The organism is Metabacillus fastidiosus NBRC 101226, assembly GCF_001591625.1.
GTDB classification, from domain to species: domain Bacteria; phylum Bacillota; class Bacilli; order Bacillales; family Bacillaceae; genus Metabacillus; species Metabacillus fastidiosus.
In genome coordinates this window covers 1-17,911 of the sequence record NZ_BCVG01000027.1, presented here as the reverse complement: position 1 = coordinate 17,911, position 17,911 = coordinate 1, and the positions used below count along the sequence as shown (strand labels likewise).

The following is a 17,911-nucleotide window of genomic DNA, read 5'->3' as shown; positions in this document are numbered from 1 at the left end:
TTACCTTTATTTATTTGTTAATTCCTTTTTCGACTGTTTAAAGAAAAACAGTTCATAAATAACAGGTACTAATACTAATGTCAGTAATGTAGAGGAAGTTAATCCGCCGATTACCGTAATGGCAAGCCCTTTTGAAATAAGAGTACCTGATGATGTTGTGAGTGCTAATGGAATTAATGCTGCAATCGTTGCAAAAGCAGTCATTAAGATAGGGCGAAGTCTCGTTTTACCAGCTTCAATAAGAGCCTCGCGTATCGGCATATTCTTTTGTTCGCGGTTTTGCCCGATCCGGTCTACGAGTACGATAGCATTCGTTGTTACGATACCGATTAACATTAATAATCCAATCATGACGCTAACTGACATCGGTTCCCTTGCAATAAATAATCCAAGTAAGGAACCAATTGGGACGAAAATAAGAGAAGAGAGAATAATAAAAGGAATTCTTGCCTTCCCAAATGTAATAAGCATTGTTAAGTATACTAATCCAATCGCAATGACCATTGCAAGACCGAGCTGAGTAAATGTCTCAACAGTTTCATCACTCCCGCCGCCGCCTTCAAATGTTACGTCTTTTGGAATGTCTACATCTGTTTTCACACCTTCAATAACTCTTTGTGAAACAGAACGAATATCATTTGAATCGATTGTTGCGGAGATTTGTGCGAAAACTTTGCCGTCTAACTTTTGAATTGACGTAAATTCTTCTATCTCCTCAATTTTTGCCAGTTCTGTAATTGGCACAGGTCCCTGAGCCGAGAAAATCGTTAATTTTTTCAACTCATCGATGGAAGCTGTCTGCTTATCATAAGAAAGCAGTACGGTATTTTCTTCTCCATCTAATACTAGATTACCAATTGTTACTGGCTTTGTAGTATCACTTACTGTTCCTAAAAGCTGATAACCTGAAATACCTAATTTAGATGTTTTCTCCGAGTCAATATCAACGATAATTTGTTTTTGTTTCTCAGAAAAATTATTGGAAATATATTTTAAATCTTTTTGTTCCTTCATATAATTTTCTACATTTTCAGCTGCTTTCTGTAAATCTTGCAGATTAGTAGAATATAAGTTGATATTAACATTATTATTAGAAGGCGGACCGCCGGTAGATTGTTCTTGAACACCGAGCTTTGCTGCAGGTTCTTCTTTTAGAACAATACCTTCCATTTCCTTTTCAAGTTCTTTTATGAAGTTTGAAACTTTCACCTTATCTTCCAAGCTTAAAAAATAGTTTGCTTGATTTTGTCTTTTAATACCAGTTTCGAAATCACGGCTCCCTATTCCTGCTGTTACTTCTTTTATTTCTTTCTTCTTATCAAACATTTTTTCTACTTGAAGGGAGATTTCATTTGTCCGATCAAGAGAAGTAGCAGCTGGCAACTGTACTGTTGCGACAAGCAGTTTCTGCTCTTCATTCGGTATGAATGTAAAGCCGAGACCAGGTACAAGTGCGCTTGAGCCGACTAATGTTAATATCGATAACCCGATAATAACTCCTTTTCGCTGCAGAGACCATTTAATGATCTTTTCGTATATACGTTGTAAAGGACCTTCTTTTTCTTCTTTCGGCACTTTTTTAAACGAGAATTTCGCTAATATTGGAACGATCGTAATCGAGACGATAAGGGATGTTAATAAAGAAAAAATAATCGTTAATGCAAATGGCAGGAAAAACTCTCCTGTTATACCGCCGACAAAGCCTAAAGGTAGGAAGACGACGACAGATGTAATCGTTGAAGACGTAATCGCTTTTAAAATCTCTTTCGTAGAGTCTTGAATTAATTCATTCGTCATACCAGTTTTTTCTCTTCGAACCCGTCTGAAAATATTTTCAATAACGACGATGCTGTCATCAACAACACGCCCAACAGCGACAGCCATTCCACCTAATGTCATGATGTTTAATGAAATATCAAGCTGATATAAGAAAATAGACGAAACAAGTAAAGAAAGCGGAATGGAGACGATAGCGATAATTGTTGCTCTGAAATTACGTAAAAAGACCAAAACAGCAATCGAAGCAAAAAGCGCTCCCAGTAAGCCTTCTTTTACTAATGTATTAACTGATTTCTCAATACCTTCTGCTGAATCGAATCCAATTTTATACTCTAACTGATCATCATATTTATCTAAAATAGCAAGAACTTTGCCTGCTATTTCAACCGTATTTGCATCTTGCTGCTTTGTTACAGCCATAGAAAACGAATCCTGTAAATCAAATCGTGTTATTTCAGGTTTATCTGTTATTTCTTCTATTTTTGCAATATCAGACAGTTTTACCGCTGGACTATTTGGTGCCATTTTTGATTTTAAAACGATGTTTTCAAGTTCTCTTTTTACTTCAATTTTTTCCTGTACCCGAATTGGAACTACAATATCATTGTCATTTATGCTTCCGGCTGGAAAGGAAAGCTGTTTCTCATTTACTTGCTCTTTAATTTGATCTAATGATAGGCCGGCTGCAGAAGCTTTTTCTTGATCGACTGTAATCTGCAGTATTTCTTCTGTGAAACCACCGACGGACACATTGTTTATTCCAGGAATTTTATTCATTTCTGGAACAATTTCATCTTGTAATAATTGCTGCAAATCTTCTTTTCCCTCAGCAAAAAGAGAAATGTTGAAGATTGGGAATGCGCCAAATGACAGGCGGTTGACACTTATTTCAGCCATATCAGGCAAATCTGTTTCTTTTATAATATTATTTACTGTTTCTTCTGCATCATCTAATGAAGTACTGAAAGGAAATTCAAGATTAATAGTTGAAAAGTTTTCATATGATGAGCTTTGGATTTTTTTAACTCCCTCAATACCTTTTAAGTTTGTTTCAAGTTTTTCTGTTACTTGTTCATTAATATCCTGTGGCGCAGCACCTGGATAGAAAATTTGAAGCGTTAGTTGTGGAAATTCGATATTCGGCAGTAAGTCCACTTTTAATTTTGAAAAAGCAAAAAGCCCGCCTAAAATAAGTAAGAATGACATAATAAAAACAGCAACTGCATTTCTTAAGCTGAATCTAGTTAAAAAACTCAAAAAATAACCTCCCTTAGTATAAGTAGTTTTAATGTAAAAAGAATGATGACTAATCTTATGAATTTCCCTAATTCAAAATGATGATATGTATGCTGTGAAATAAGAAAATTTTCTGTTTGATGCAAGCTTGAATGTTTTTATACATAACTATATACTTGCTTCTTGATTAATACAGATCATATATCCTTTGTATAATCTTTTCAGCCATATAAGGCTGTATAAGTGTCTGCCTCTCTTAGTAATAAGTATGTAATATTTATATATGTTCGTAAAAACCTCCTTAGAATAAAGTCACTTATTTCCTATTATAAACAGTATAAAGGATAATAAAATATTGTACAATGTTTTTGAGTATAAGATTATACGAAGATTATACAATATATTATAATCTTCTTATTACAAAGTCAGGAGGGAGGAAAATTGTTTACTCGTTTATTTTTTATAATAAGTTGTCTATATGGGATTATTTCGGGAGTTGTTTTAGCGTTATTTTTGAAACTAATTGAGAAAATAACTGGAGACAAAGTGTATACTCTTTTATTAAATGTCGATTATATTCCTTTTATTAATCGTTATCATTTTTCAGAGATAGTAGAAGTCATATTTCATCTCATTATTTCTATTTTGTTAACTAGTATTTTATGGATATTTATATGTTATAGAAAGATTACGGATCGCAAGGATAGAATATTATTCTGTTTTGCTGCATGTTTAATTATTGGTGCTTTATTATATCCAACAACAGCCTTTTCAGATAGAACTCCATCTTTATTAAGTATGTCATCGCTTACGTATTGGCTGATTGGTCATATGGTGTATGGACTTATATTAGGTATATCATTAAGTAAAATAAAAGCTTATTGACAAAGGGAGAGAAAAAATAAAGAAATTATTAAATTGAATCAGTAAAAGTAGTGACTATTATAGAGATATATTTCTTATGATAGAAGAGGGGATGGGACGCATTGATTTACAGACTTTCTGAGCGGGAAAGCCCGCTGCTTTAGCTGTGGAAGTGTCAAATAAATATCCGCAAATAAAAAGGAAAATTAAATTAATCCGTCTAACGGGAGATGATTTAACAGAAGTGGAACAATTAGTTCGAACTATTAATGAAATTGGAGCAGATACATTAAAAGTAGCTGCTGCAGAGGACTTATACGGCAGGATGAATAAGCTTTAAAATATTGTATAAATAAACTGAAAAAGATTTCTCCAATAGACGCTGAATTTCTATCAGCGTCTTTTAATTTTGCATAAGAATGTCTAATTTAGACATTCTAATGTTAAGAAGAGATTGATATTTATATTGATTTAATGCTTCAAATAAAGGGGAGCAATTTGTATGGTGTTTTTTAAGAAAAAATCGGATACAAAAAAATGGTTGTTAGAACAGCTTGGATCTTCGCAGGATGTTGTTATGAAAGAAATAAAAGCGGAGGATAAAAAGGGAGAAATTCTTTATATTAGAAGTTTATGTGATGAAAGTAAATTACAAAATTTTTTATATAAACCTTTTTATGAAACTAATAAAAAACAATTTGAACATTATCTTGATTCTTTGCCTAATAATGAAGATGAGCTAACAAAGGAAAAGCTATTAAAAGATATTATGCAGGGGTCTATCATTCTTTTCATAAATGATTATATCTATACAGTGGAAGCTAAGAAAGTGATAAATAATACGATTGGCGAGGCAACAATTGAGACGGTCATTCAAGGTCCACAAAATGGTTTAAGCGAGGTAGTAGAGACGAATATTAATTTAATTCGCCATCGCTATCCCCAAGCCTCGCTTCAATTGGAACAAACAAATATTGGGAAGTTATCTCAAACGAAAGTAGCAATTATGTATGACAAGGATGTCGCAGATGAAAAATTAATTAAAGAAGTGAAAAAACAGCTCTCTAAAGTGGAAGTAGATGTATTACAGTCAGTAAGTCAGCTGCATAAACAAATGACCAACCGGAAGCGATCTCTCTTCCCGACGATGATGATAACGGAAAGACCGGACCGGATTGTACATAATTTAGCACAAGGGAAGATAGCTATAATCATTGAAGGAAGTCCGTTTTCTTTAATTGCACCAGCTGTCTTTTATGATTTTATGTCTTCGATGGAAGAAGTGTACCAGTTATATTGGATAAGTCGCTTTATTATTGTGTTGCGGTACATAGGACTTTTCATAAGTATTATTCTGCCTGCTTTATACATAGGTATTATCGCTTTTAATCCTGAAATATTTCGGGTCCAGCTTGCCTTAAGTATAGCAGGAAGCAGGTTAGGGGTTCCTTATCCAGCTTTTTTAGAAGTATTATTCATGCTCTTAATGATGGAGCTTTTAACAGAGGCAAGTGTCCGTCTCCCTAAACAGATTGGATCAACTGCAACGACGGTTGGTGGATTAATTTTAGGACAGGCTGCAGTAGAGGCGAGCCTTATCTCGAGCGTTATGATTATTATTGTTGGAGCGGTCGCGATTGCTAATTTTGTTATTCCAATAAATTCAATGTCATTTGCGATGCGTGTTGTGAAATATGTTTTATTAGGTTTAACTGTGTTTTTTGGAATGATTGGACTCGTCTTTGGAGTAATTGGTTTAGTCATTTATATAGCAAATCTTGAGAGTTTCGGACAGCCGTATTTAAAACTCTTTTTTCAATCACGATCAAAAGGTGCGAAAAAGGAGGCAAGTTCATCTTGAATCGTTATTTTTTTTATCTTATTGCAACAAATATGCTTGTTAATGTAATTGTGTGGGTTCCAAAAATTCTTTTAGCAGAACGATTTGATGGCGCCGTAATGGCAATTCCTCTAGGTGTTTTGATTGGTACAATATTTCTTTTTCTATTTGTACCGGCTATAAATAAGTTTCCTAATTTAGGAATACCGGAAATTTTAGAACAGACACCGGGGTTATTTCGTTTCTCTTTTTTATTTCTTTTTTCCGTTATGTGGTTTTTAGCTGGAGTAATCACCCTCCTGTCATTTGTAGACCATCTTGTGGAATTTGTTAATCCGGAAATGCCAAGTTTAGCTCTCGTCATTTTATTTCTTTTTCTCGTTATTATAGTGTTGAGATACTCTGATGCAAGTAAGCTGCTATATGCTTTAGAAATTCTGCTTGTACTGAACGTTCCCCTCATTTTAATTATTATGTATCAAGCATATACAAATGAATATTTAACAATGGATTCCATTTTTGAAGTGGGAACACATCTTTTCGAAATACCTTCATGGAGCGCAATTTCTTCTGTCACGTATATATTTTCCGGGTATGCAAACATGGTTATATTTAACCGTGTATTTAACAAAAAAATCAGTATGAAATTGTTAGCTGTCATTCCTTTTGTGGCAATCGGTAACTTACTTACTTCATTTTTTATACCGATCGGATTGTGGGGAGCAGATGGTGTAGGTGAGCTTGCATATCCTTGGACCTCGACTGCAGACACTTTAAGCATTGAGTATGGACCGGTTGAAAGAGTTATTACTGTTTTTATCCTACTGTATGTCAGTATTACAACTATGAGTATCCTTATTCATTGGTATGTAGCTTTAGAAATGATAAAGAGCATGTTCAATATAAAAAGAGCGGGGAAAATAAAAAAATTTGTTACTAACTGGGCAGCACTTTTAAGTTTCGGAATAGCATCGATAATATTAGAAACTATGACAACAAATAAATCTATTGGACAATTATCAGAAATATGGTTAGATATTCGCTTTCCATTTGAAGCTGTTCTTGTTGTTTTTATGTTCTTTTTAGCAAGGAGGAAGAAGGCTTGAGACATTTATTTAAAAGAATAGTCATTCTTATTTCTATTGTGCTTGTCTTGTCTTCCTGTGGCTATAAGGATATTGATAAACGTTTCTTTGTTGTGACAATTGGTATAGATAAAGCGGAAAATGAAAATAAAAAATATAAAATAATGTTAAAAGTAGCTGTTCCCAGTCCAGATATTAAGACAGAGCAGCAAACATTTATTGTCTCTGAGTACGAAAGCAATTCCGTTACAGGTGCGGTTCGTATGATAAAAAGTAAACTGTCTAAAGAGCTTGACTTTAGTCATACCAAAATGATTCTGTTTGGGGAAGAGGTGGCACAAGACGACGTAAGGGAATTAACAGACTGGCTTATACGGCGAAGAGATATTCAAAAAATTGCCTGGGTGGGAATCGGTAAGCCGAATGCAGAGAACATCTTAAGAATGAATCGGCTGACAGAGGAAATACCGTCAAATGCTTTGTTCTTAACGTTTGGAAATACTGGAACAGATTCTGTCTATATTCTGAGTGAACGCTTATTTGATTTTAGAAAGAGGATTACTGAAAGAGGGATAAGTCCTATTTTACCGATAGTAGAAAGTAAAGGTAAAGGTGAGAGAGAGTATTTTGAAGTTAATCATGGAGCTGTATTAGATGATAAAAAAGTAAGGATGGTTTTAACATCAGAAGAAACGAAAATTTTAAATATTATGTTAAAGCGTATGGAAGAGGCGGATATTCGGGTGGATAAAGATGGGGAAGAACTTTTTTATATAGCTTCAGAAGGTTCGAGTGCAAAGTATAAAGTAAAGGTTAAGAAAGGTAAAAAACCGACAGTCGATGTTCATATTCGAATCAGTGGAATTCTTGAAGAAGAATTGGAATATACAGGCACAACTAATTTTAAAGAATATGAAAAAATGGCAGAACAGCAGGTGAAACAGAGAGTACTTCACTTATTAACCACGCTTCAAAAAGAGAATTTAGATCCGATTGGTTTTGGACTATCCTATCGTGCAACCCATTTTAATAAAAATGACTGGGAAGAATGGCTGGCTATCTATCCTCATATTGACTTTAATGTCGATGTTGATATGAAAATTGAGGGGAGCGGGCTGTTAAAGTAATCCTTAATGAATTATGTTTACCTAACGTGTAAACAATATGAAATATAATCAATGGAGAAAAGAGGAGATTATAGACAGTGGACAAACAGCTGCAATACGGTGATGACTATAAATTTATACCGGTTACATCGATTACAAGCGGAATGGGAATGGAGGTTTCGCCAGATGTATACTGCTATGCGATTCAGGTAGTAAATATTTGCTATGTTGGAAGTGCTGTACAAAATAGTGGCTTTGTGTTGATTGATGCAGGAATGCCAGGATCGGCAGAAAAAATTATTGCAGAAACAGAAAATAGATTTGGTGCAGGGAGCCGGCCAAAAGCAATTATTCTTACACATGGACATTTTGACCATGTTGGAGCAATTGTTGAGCTCATCGAACATTGGGATGTGCCGGTTTTTGCACATGAATTAGAATTTCCATATTTAACAGGTAAAAAGAGCTATCCGGAGCCGGATGCAACGGTTGAAGGAGGTTTAGTTGCGAAAATGTCGCCAATGTTTCCTAATGAACCTGTTCAGTTAGGAGAGCATTTAAGGAAACTGCCTGAGGATGGAACTGTTCCCGAAATGGAAGGCTGGCGTTTTATTCATACGCCGGGGCATTCCCCAGGACATATATCTTTATTTAGAGAAGAGGACCGAACACTTATTGCTGGTGATGCGTTCGTTACTGTAAGACAAGATTCTTTATATAAAGTGTTAACACAGCAACAGGAAATTAATGGACCGCCAAGATATTTAACGACAGATTGGCTTGCTGCTTGGGAATCGGTTAAGAAGCTTCAGCAATTAAATCCAAGTATGACAGTAACCGGTCATGGTACACCAATGTCTGGTCAGGGGTTATCTGATGGATTGAATAAACTCGTACAGGATTTTGAACAAATCGCAATACCGGACTATGGTCGTTTTGTAAATCGTCTGAAGCATTAATTTTTAGAGAGTTCGGACCTCTTCAGCTTTTAGAGGAAACATGTTGGAGAGGTTGTCAGTAACTATAGTTCTAATAAGTAAAGCCATCTCTTTAGACTAGGGAGGATAAGAGATGATCAGTATTATAGCAGTCAGTAATGAGTTGGAATTAATGACGAATTGTTCCTTGGATGAGCTTCAGGAAGATTATATTAAATGGTATTGGATAGATTTTAACGAGCCGACAGAGGAGGAGATAAAAGAGCTAGATCATTCGCTTTTCTTTCACCCTCTTGCAATTGAAGATTGTATTCATAAGCTGCAGCGTCCAAAATTAGATTACTATGGAAACTACAGTTTTTTTGTTACACATCGCTTAAATGAAGCTGAAATTGAAAAAGAAGAAATAAATTTTTTTGTAGGGGAAAATTATATTGTTTCTTTTCATCATCTCCCTTCGAAAGAAATTCATGATACATGGCAGCTGCTTCTAGCATCAAAAAAACTGAGCAAATGGGATCAGTACCTCGTTCTTTACCATATTATGGACAAGATTGTTGACGGTTATTTTCCAATCGTTTATCAGTTGGAAGAAGCGCTTGATCAATTAGAGAATAATACGAAGGACCAAACAATGGAGCAATTATTAGAACAATTATTTGATACAAGACATTATTTGCTTAAATTAAGGCATACTGTCATACCGATGAGGGATTTAGTTTATCGTATGCTTAATTCTCATCGGTTAAGAGGGATCAAACGAAAGAAAGAATATTTTTCGGATATTCACGATCACTTATTAAAATTAGCAGAAATGGTTGATGCGAATAGGGAGTTAACAAATGATATAAGGGATAGTTACCTATCACTTAATTCCCATCAGTCCAACCGAATCATGAAGGTTTTAACAGTTATTACAACCATTTTTATGCCGCTTACTTTTATTGCTGGAATTTATGGAATGAATTTTAAAAATATGCCGGAACTTACTTGGAATTTCGGTTATTTTCTTATTCTCTTTATGATGTTTTGCATTGGGGTAGGAATGTTTTTATGGTTTAAAGGGAAAGGATGGTTTAGCTAAAAGAAGCAAGATTTACTTTTGATGAACAAAAGAAATTAATCGAATATTTATTATTATTAACAGCAATTACTAATAGTAAATAAGAGAAGACTGGTTCAAATATGGCTTGAGACCAGTCTTTCTCATGTTTACATAAACAAGTGATTAATAGCCACCGCCTACATAAGCAGCACCAACGATAATTAAAAGAATGAATAATACAACGATTAGAGCGAAACCAGCTCCATATCCACCACCAGCTGTACTCATAAAAGCACCTCCTTTTAAGTAAGGATAATTTAATTTATGTTCAGATATTATATTCGTGTAGACGAAATGAATAATAATTTATTTTTACTATGGAGACAGAAAGAAGCTTGTACATAATAAATGGATATAGGTTAATAATAATTTTGAGTGAAGGGGGAGAGTAGCTATGGAAATACCGGCACATGCGGGGAGTAAAAATGACGAAAAAGGCGAAAAAAAATTAGCCTGGTGGCAGCTGTCCTTAGTTGGAGTAGGATGTATTATCGGGACAGGCTACTTTCTAGGTTCAGTAATCGGGATAAAGATGACAGGACCTTCCATTATCATTTCTTTTATTTTAGCAGGTATAGGTACTTATATTGTATTTGAAGCTCTAGCGAAAATGGCAACAAAAGACCCTGATAAAGGTGCTTTCCGTTCCTATGCGAAAAAGGCATATGGGAGATGGGCCGGCTTTAGCAGCGGCTGGGTATATTGGTTTTCTGAAATGTTAATAACAGGGAGTCAGCTTACAGCATTGTCACTTCTTTCAAGATTATGGTTTCCAAATGTACCATTATGGGTATTTGCTCTGATCTATGCTGTTCTTGGTGTAATCGTTGTTTTAATCGGTACGAAAGGATTTGAAAGAGCACAGAATATATTTGCCATCATTAAAATTGCGGCAATAACGATGTTTATTGTCTTAGCTGTCACTATTTTATTTGGTTTCTTCGGAGGGAACAGCAGTCATTTTAATATGCCAAAAAGTATGAATGAATTTATGCCAAAAGGATTTTCCGGTTTATGGTCATCCCTTATTTTTGGATTTTATGCATTCGGTGGAATTGAAATTATGGGGATTATGGCAACGAGGTTAAAAAAGAAAGAAGAGACGAAAAAATCAGGATCGATTATGTTAATCATCTTAATGAGTATTTATTTAATTTCTCTTATCTTGGCAACGGGCCTAGTAGCGGTAAATACGTTCAATACAGACAAAAGTCCTTTTGTCACTGCTTTACATCAGTTTGACATTGCTTTTTTCCCACATGTCTTTACAGCAGGCATTATTATTGCGGGATTTTCAACGATGACAGCTTCCCTATTTGCTGTAACGAGCATGATCGTCACATTAGCGGAGGATGGGGATGCACCACCTGTTTTTGCAAAGAAAGGGAAGCTTAAAGTGCCTCCATTTGCGATGATACTTACAGTTTGTGGGCTTATTACATCGATTATTTTATCTCTCGTTATGCCAGACAGCGTGTATGAATATATTACGACAGCTGCCGGTTTAATGCTTTTATACAATTGGTTTTTTATTTTAATTTCCTTTCCGAGGCTTATTAAGGCAAGTGGTTTTGATCATGTAAAACGATTTATAGGAATGGCATTAATATTACTTGCTATTAGCGGTACTTTATTACACAAATCAAGCAGACCTGGTTTTTTTGTCAGTATATTATTCGTTGCTGCTATCTTTGCGGTTCTTTTAGTAATGAGATTAATGGGGAAAAAGAAGAAAAGTTTTTCCCCACAGGGAACATGAGAAACAGTTGTTAAAATAATAGCTTAAATGCTTGTATTCCGAAATAAATTCCAAAACCTATTAATGAAAGTCCAGAGAGGATAGAAATAAGGGCAAGAATTTTAGCACTTAAAAAACGGCGGCAGCTGCTTGCAATGGTTGCCATTGTTACGTCCCATAAAAGCAGTCCAATAAAGATAGCACCGCTATACATTGCGACATGTGCTGCATCATGTTCAGCCGCTGTTTTGGCAAGAATAGATCCGAAAATACCGAGCCAAAAAAGGATTGTCAGAGGGTTCGAGATTGACATGAGAAACCCAGAAAAAAAGGATCTTGATTTTGATTCCTTTTGTTTTCTTGCTTCAAAATTAATTTTTCCAGCATTCAATAAACTTTCAATCCCTGTATAGACAAGGACGAAAAAGCCAAAAGACCATAAGAATGTCTTTACAAAGGGGATTTCAAGAAAATGGACAATACCTAGATAAACTGCCAGCATATAAATAGCATCTGCTGTCATTGCGCCTAAGCCTACAAGCCATGCATGGAAAAAACCACTTTTTATTCCTTTATCTAATTGTGCGGCATTTACAGGTCCGATAGGTGCGGCAAGGGAGAGACCAAGAAAAATATAACCGAAAAAAATACCCAATATGTACAACTCCTTAAGTAATTATTTGAAAAGTAATATAGTTTGTACAATTGTATTCACAGAGCAATGGTTGTACTACAAATTTCTGCTTATAAAAGAATGAGAAAGGAAATGGTGAGATGTCTATTTTCGTTTACCAAACATTTGAAATTAATCAGGGGAAATTTAAAGAAGCACTGGAAAATTTAGAGGAAATGAAGAAATATCGCACTGAAAAATATGATCATAAAGTAGATGTCTTAACACCTATTACAGGACAAGATCATACATATGCCCTTTTAGCGGCATACGATGGGCTCGCAGAAATGGAATTACAAAATAAGAAAATGTACGATGATGAAGAATATTTAAAACTTGTTAGCGGGTTCTTTTTAGAAAATATTATTCAAGGTAGTATGCATACGCAAATATACCGATCAATGAAAGTGATGAAACAAGAGTAATTATTAGACTGCTGGTAACAGATGATTTACAATGAGGAGAATTATATTTTACTTGCTTTTTTTCGGGAGTGGAAAATGTGGATCAAAAAATATTACCGGCATCATCAAATTTGAAGGATTTTGAAAAATTTCTGAAAAGTCCATTTGAAATTGGGGTTTTTCTAGAAATGCATATTGCGCAGCTGAAAAATATCAATGAATTAGCAAAACGTCATGGAAAGAAAATGATCTATCATGTTGATATGATTCAAGGACTGAGAAATGATGATTATGCGACAGAATTTATCTGCCAGGACTTTAAACCTTACGGATTGATTTCGACGAAATCAAACGTTATATTAAAAGCGAAACAAAAGAAGGTAAAAGCAATTCAAAGGATATTTTTAATCGATTCACATGCGCTTGAAAAAAGTTACCGCCTCGTTGAAAAAACAAAACCTGATTATATCGAGATTTTGCCGGGAGCGATGCATTGGATGATTAAAGAGGTAAAGGAGCGTCTTGAAACGCCTATTTTCGCCGGAGGTCTTATACGAACGGAAGAAGAAGTATACCGAGCATTAGAGGCTGGAGCAAGTGCTATTACTACATCAAAAGCAGAACTATGGAATTTGTGAAAAAAAGTGTTGCCAGCGCTTACAGAGTCGTTTATGATGAAACTAAGTTAATATATCGTGATGGAGTTAAGGAGATTCACACAGTTTTTACCTATTTTTATAGGTTTATTCTGTCGTGGGTCTCCTTTTTCTGTTCACTGAATTATTTTAAAAGGAAGGGAATGATAATATGTCGCCATTTATGGGAGAAATAATTGGTACGATGATTCTCATTATTTTTGGTGCTGGTATTGGTGCTGGTTCCTCTTTAAAAGGTACTTACTCACACAATGCGGGATGGATTGTAACGACACTCGCTTGGGGACTTGGTGTGACGATGGGAGTCTTTGCAGTCGGTTCTATCAGCGGGGCGCATTTGAATCCGGCGGTTACAATTGCATTAGCATTGAATGGGGATTTCTTATGGTCTGATGTGCCAGGCTATATTATTGCGCAAATGATTGGTGCTATGATAGGAGCAGCAATCGTATTTTTACATTATTTACCTCACTGGAAAGCGACAACAGATCAGGTGACAAAGCTGGGAGTATTCTCAACGAGTCCAGCTATTCCTCACACTTTCTCTAATTTATTAAGCGAAATTATAGGTACTTTTATTCTCGTATTAGGACTATTATTTATTGGAGCAAATAAATTTGCAGAAGGATTAAACCCTCTCGCTGTTGGACTTTTAATCGTGGTAATCGGTATGTCTTTAGGTGGGACAACTGGTTACGCAATTAATCCAGCTCGTGATTTAGGACCAAGAATTGCCCACTTCTTACTGCCAATCCCAGGTAAAGGAAGTTCGAACTGGTCATATGCGTGGATCCCGGTTGTTGGCCCGATTTTAGGAGGAGCTGTAGCGGTGGTTGTATATCAAACTATTTTTTTAGGAACATTAACTGCTTTACTATGGATTGTCTTAGCTATAATTATAGTAATCTTATTATTAGTATCTATATTAGGTAATAAAAAGTCAGTTGGAAATACAGTTTCAAATAATATGTAGGAAAAGGGGGATATAATGATGGAAAATTATATTCTTTCATTAGACCAAGGTACGACAAGCTCAAGGGCAATTTTATTTAATGAGAAAGGAGAAGCTGTTCATATTGCGCAAAAAGAATTTACTCAGCATTTCCCGAAACCGGGCTGGGTCGAGCATAATGCGAGTGAAATTTGGGGGTCTATTCTTTCTGTTATCGCAGAAGTTTTATCTGAATCAGGAATAAAGCCGGAGCAGGTAGCAGCGGTTGGAATAACGAATCAAAGGGAAACGACAGTTGTATGGGATAAAGAAACTGGTGAACCTGTTTACAATGCGATCGTTTGGCAGTCAAGACAAACGAGCGATATTTGTGAGCAGTTAAAAGTACAAGGACATAATGATTTGTTTCGAAGAAAAACGGGACTTCTCATTGATGCCTATTTCTCTGGTACAAAAGTGAAGTGGATATTAGATAATGTGGAAGGTGCAAGAAAAAAAGCGGATGAAGGAAAGCTTCTGTTTGGAACGATTGATACTTGGCTGATCTGGAAACTGTCCAGCGGAAAAGCGCATGTAACAGACTATTCAAATGCGTCCCGTACATTAATGTATAATATTTATGACTTGAAATGGGATGAGGAACTGCTTGATATTTTAACAGTTCCAATATCAATGCTTCCGGAAGTGCGTCCTTCATCAGAGGTTTACGCAAAAACAGATGCGGATCATTTCTTTGGGCAGGAAGTTCCAATTGCGGGTGCTGCAGGTGACCAGCAGGCTGCCTTATTTGGACAAGCGTGTTTCAATGAAGGGATGGCTAAAAACACATATGGGACAGGCTGCTTCATGCTGATGAATATGGGAGAGAGAGCGGTTCGTTCAGAGCATGGATTACTTACGACAATTGCATGGGGATTAAATGGAAAAGTGGAATACGCCCTCGAAGGCAGTATTTTCGTCGCCGGTTCTGCTATTCAATGGCTTCGTGACGGTTTAAGAATGTTTAAAGAAGCAAAAGAGAGTGAAAAATACGCTAAGCGTGTTGATTCAACAGACGGTGTCTATGTTGTCCCGGCATTTGTAGGGCTTGGAACACCTTATTGGGACAGTGATGTAAGAGGAGCAGTGTTCGGATTAACGAGAGGAACAGCGAAAGAACATTTTGTCCGTGCAACATTAGAATCACTTGCATATCAAACGAAAGATGTATTATCTGTCATGGAAAAGGATTCAGAAATCGAGTTGAAAACATTGCGCGTAGATGGTGGAGCAGTGAAAAATGAATTTTTAATGGATTTCCAGGCTGATATTCTTAATGTTCCCGTTGAAAGACCGACTGTAAATGAAACAACAGCGCTTGGAGCTGCCTATTTGGCTGGTTTAGCTGTAGGCTACTGGGAGAATCAGGCGGAGATCGCCAAGCAATGGTCTGTTGATAAACTGTTTTTACCGACAATGGAAGAAGAGACTCGGAAGGAATTATATGGAGGATGGAAAAAAGCAGTTCAAGCAGCAATGGTTTTTAAATAAAAAAACCTTCATATTAATCAATTAATATGTTATAATAAACACAAGTTAATAGCTCGGTAGGAGATACGGAGAGACCATAAAGGATTATCGATAAAACGATAGTCGACTTTGTGGTCTCTTTTTTTGTCTATCTGCGAGCATGAAAAGGGGAAATGAATAATGAAGTTTTCAAATAAAAACAGAAACGAAATTGTTCAGCAATTAAAAACAGAAAAATATGATGTATTAGTGATCGGCGGGGGAATTACGGGAGCAGGTATCGCTTTAGATGCTTCTACTCGTGGAATCAGAGCAGCTCTAGTAGAAATGCAGGACTTTGCGGCAGGGACTTCAAGCAGATCAACAAAGCTTGTACATGGAGGACTACGTTATTTGAAACAATTTGAAGTGAAAATGGTTGCAGAAGTGGGGAAAGAGCGTGCGATCGTTTATGAAAATGGTCCACATGTTACAACACCTGAGTGGATGCTTCTGCCCTTTCATAAAGGTGGAACATTTGGGAAATTCAGTACATCGATCGGCTTAAGAGTGTACGATTTTTTAGCAGGAGTGAAGAAAAAGGAAAGAAGAAAAATGCTGAGTCCGGCAGAAACCTTAAAGAAAGAGCCGCTCGTAAAACGAAGCGGACTTAAAGGCGGCGGCGTTTATGTTGAATATCGTACAGACGATGCGAGATTAACAATAGAAGTAATGAAAGCAGCAGTGGAAAAAGGTGCTGTTGCCTTAAACTACTCAAAAGTGGAAGATTTATTGTATAAGGACGGTAAAATTAGCGGTGTACTCGTTTGTGATCAATTAACTGGAGAAAAATATGAGATTCATGCAAGAAAAATAGTAAATGCGGCGGGACCGTGGGTCGATAAAATTCGTGAAAAGGACAACTCGAAAAAAGGAAAAGTACTTAGATTAACAAAAGGTGTTCATGTCGTTATAGACCAATCAAATTTTCCCTTAAAACAGGCGGTTTACTTTGATACACCGGATGGAAGAATGGTATTTGCCATCCCCCGCGAAGGGAAAGCATATGTAGGTACGACAGACACTTTCTATAGTCAGGATGCTAAATCGCCTAAGATGACTGCAGATGACCGTGATTATATTATAAAAGCGATTAATTATATGTTTCCTGAAGTAAAAATAACGAAAGAGCATGTTGAATCAAGCTGGGCCGGTGTCCGTCCGCTTATTTATGAGGAAGGAAAAGACCCGTCTGAAATATCGAGGAAAGATGAAATTTGGGAATCAGAGTCAGGCTTAATGACAATTGCCGGTGGGAAATTAACAGGTTACCGTAAAATGGCGGAAACGATTGTTGATGTAATTGTCAAGAAATTGCAACAGGGAAAACAACAGCAGTTCCCAAGTTGTCAAACGAAAAATCTCCCTATTTCCGGTGGAAATGTCGGCGGTTCTAAAAACTTTCAGGAGTTTATCAAAAAGCAGATAAAAATCGGTTTGACACTTGGTCTTTCAGAGGAAGAGGCAAGTCATTTAGCTTCTATGTATGGTTCAAATGTTTCAGCCATTTTTGAAATAATAAAAGAGAATGCTGCAGAAGCTAAAAAATATAATCTTCCAATTACTCTTTATGTAAAACTAAGATATGCACTTGATTATGAAATGACAGTCACTCCAATTGACTTCTTTAACCGCAGAACAGGAGCAATTTTATTTGATATCGAGACTGTTAGAAACTATAAAGATAATGTTATTTCATACATGTCAGATTATTTCAGATGGAATGCAGAAGAGAAAATAAACTATAAAAGGGAACTTAAATCAGCCCTGGTAGATGCGTCTACTCCGTCTGATGAACAAAAGAATATATAATTTTAAAAATTAAGGCTGTTCCATAAGTCAGACATTGACTAGTTATGGGCAGCTTTTTTTAATTTAAGTTTATCCCAGCCTTAACGAGTAGTTAGACTTCGACTTCAAATTTCTGAGAGTTCAAAGAAGGGAAGTAGGAGATCAACTGCTCGTAAAGGTTTGAACAATAGAACAT

General features: G+C 35.9%; 16 protein-coding genes. 13 read left to right on the top strand and 3 right to left on the bottom strand.

Features of this window, described 5'->3' with window-relative positions; translation table 11 throughout:
- Positions 1–6: 6 nt before the first annotated feature.
- On the bottom strand, positions 7–3,036 hold the full coding sequence (locus BFA01S_RS09135) for an efflux RND transporter permease subunit (RefSeq protein WP_066228782.1): 3,030 nt from the start codon (positions 3,034–3,036) through the stop codon (positions 7–9).
- A 492-nt stretch (positions 3,037–3,528) separates the two neighbouring features.
- Here BFA01S_RS09135 and BFA01S_RS09130 point away from each other — a divergent pair, with 492 nt between their 5' ends.
- From BFA01S_RS09130 to corA, 7 genes are all read left to right on the top strand, one after another.
- Positions 3,529–3,900 (top strand): hypothetical protein, encoded by a 372-nt coding sequence (locus BFA01S_RS09130; protein WP_169800453.1) that lies wholly within the window; start codon positions 3,529–3,531, stop codon positions 3,898–3,900.
- Positions 3,901–4,051: 151 nt separating this feature from the next.
- On the top strand, positions 4,052–4,219 hold the full coding sequence (locus tag BFA01S_RS22375) for a hypothetical protein (protein ID WP_156483576.1): 168 nt from the start codon (positions 4,052–4,054) through the stop codon (positions 4,217–4,219).
- Positions 4,220–4,381: 162 nt separating this feature from the next.
- Positions 4,382–5,740, top strand: a complete 1,359-nt coding sequence (locus tag BFA01S_RS09125; RefSeq protein WP_066228777.1) for a spore germination protein — start codon at positions 4,382–4,384, stop codon at positions 5,738–5,740.
- The gene (locus BFA01S_RS09120) at positions 5,737–6,825 is read left to right on the top strand and encodes an SLC5/6 family protein (protein WP_066228774.1); all 1,089 of its coding nucleotides are present in this window, start codon (positions 5,737–5,739) and stop codon (positions 6,823–6,825) included. The genes BFA01S_RS09125 and BFA01S_RS09120 overlap by 4 nt, the downstream gene beginning before the upstream one ends.
- Positions 6,822–7,931, top strand: coding sequence for a Ger(x)C family spore germination protein (locus BFA01S_RS09115; RefSeq protein ID WP_066228773.1), 1,110 nt, complete (start codon positions 6,822–6,824; stop codon positions 7,929–7,931). The genes BFA01S_RS09120 and BFA01S_RS09115 overlap by 4 nt, the downstream gene beginning before the upstream one ends.
- Before the next feature lie 143 nt (positions 7,932–8,074).
- Complete coding sequence (locus BFA01S_RS09110; RefSeq protein WP_412758790.1) at positions 8,075–8,869, top strand: MBL fold metallo-hydrolase; 795 nt, start codon at positions 8,075–8,077, stop codon at positions 8,867–8,869.
- A gap of 112 nt (positions 8,870–8,981) precedes the next feature.
- Positions 8,982–9,932 carry a magnesium/cobalt transporter CorA gene (gene corA / locus BFA01S_RS09105; protein WP_066228768.1) on the top strand — a complete coding sequence of 317 codons (951 nt, stop codon included), beginning with the start codon at positions 8,982–8,984 and terminating at the stop codon, positions 9,930–9,932.
- A gap of 144 nt (positions 9,933–10,076) precedes the next feature.
- Here corA and BFA01S_RS21855 read toward each other — a convergent pair whose 3' ends face one another.
- A complete protein-coding gene (locus BFA01S_RS21855) occupies positions 10,077–10,181 on the bottom strand; it encodes a YjcZ family sporulation protein (protein WP_082799920.1) in 105 nt (34 codons plus the stop codon).
- A 166-nt stretch (positions 10,182–10,347) separates the two neighbouring features.
- Between BFA01S_RS21855 and BFA01S_RS09100 the strand changes: the two genes are divergently transcribed.
- Entirely contained in the window at positions 10,348–11,712 is a 1,365-nt protein-coding gene (locus BFA01S_RS09100) for an amino acid permease (RefSeq protein WP_066228763.1), read from the top strand.
- Positions 11,713–11,722: 10 nt separating this feature from the next.
- Here BFA01S_RS09100 and BFA01S_RS09095 read toward each other — a convergent pair whose 3' ends face one another.
- Positions 11,723–12,346 (bottom strand): LysE family transporter, encoded by a 624-nt coding sequence (locus BFA01S_RS09095; RefSeq protein WP_066228760.1) that lies wholly within the window; start codon positions 12,344–12,346, stop codon positions 11,723–11,725.
- A gap of 119 nt (positions 12,347–12,465) precedes the next feature.
- Here BFA01S_RS09095 and BFA01S_RS09090 point away from each other — a divergent pair, with 119 nt between their 5' ends.
- The 5 genes from BFA01S_RS09090 (at position 12,466) to BFA01S_RS09070 (ending at position 17,736) form a co-directional block, all read left to right on the top strand.
- Entirely contained in the window at positions 12,466–12,789 is a 324-nt protein-coding gene (locus BFA01S_RS09090; RefSeq protein ID WP_066228757.1) for a hypothetical protein, read from the top strand.
- Between the two features lie 77 nt (positions 12,790–12,866).
- Entirely contained in the window at positions 12,867–13,406 is a 540-nt protein-coding gene (locus BFA01S_RS09085) for a glycerol-3-phosphate responsive antiterminator (RefSeq protein ID WP_066228755.1), read from the top strand.
- Between the two features lie 169 nt (positions 13,407–13,575).
- Entirely contained in the window at positions 13,576–14,397 is an 822-nt protein-coding gene (locus BFA01S_RS09080; protein WP_066228752.1) for an MIP/aquaporin family protein, read from the top strand.
- Between the two features lie 18 nt (positions 14,398–14,415).
- Complete coding sequence (gene glpK / locus BFA01S_RS09075) at positions 14,416–15,906, top strand: glycerol kinase GlpK (RefSeq protein WP_066228748.1); 1,491 nt, start codon at positions 14,416–14,418, stop codon at positions 15,904–15,906.
- 159 nt (positions 15,907–16,065) lie between these two features.
- A complete protein-coding gene (locus BFA01S_RS09070) occupies positions 16,066–17,736 on the top strand; it encodes a glycerol-3-phosphate dehydrogenase/oxidase (RefSeq protein WP_066228745.1) in 1,671 nt (556 codons plus the stop codon).
- Positions 17,737–17,911 lie beyond the last annotated feature (175 nt).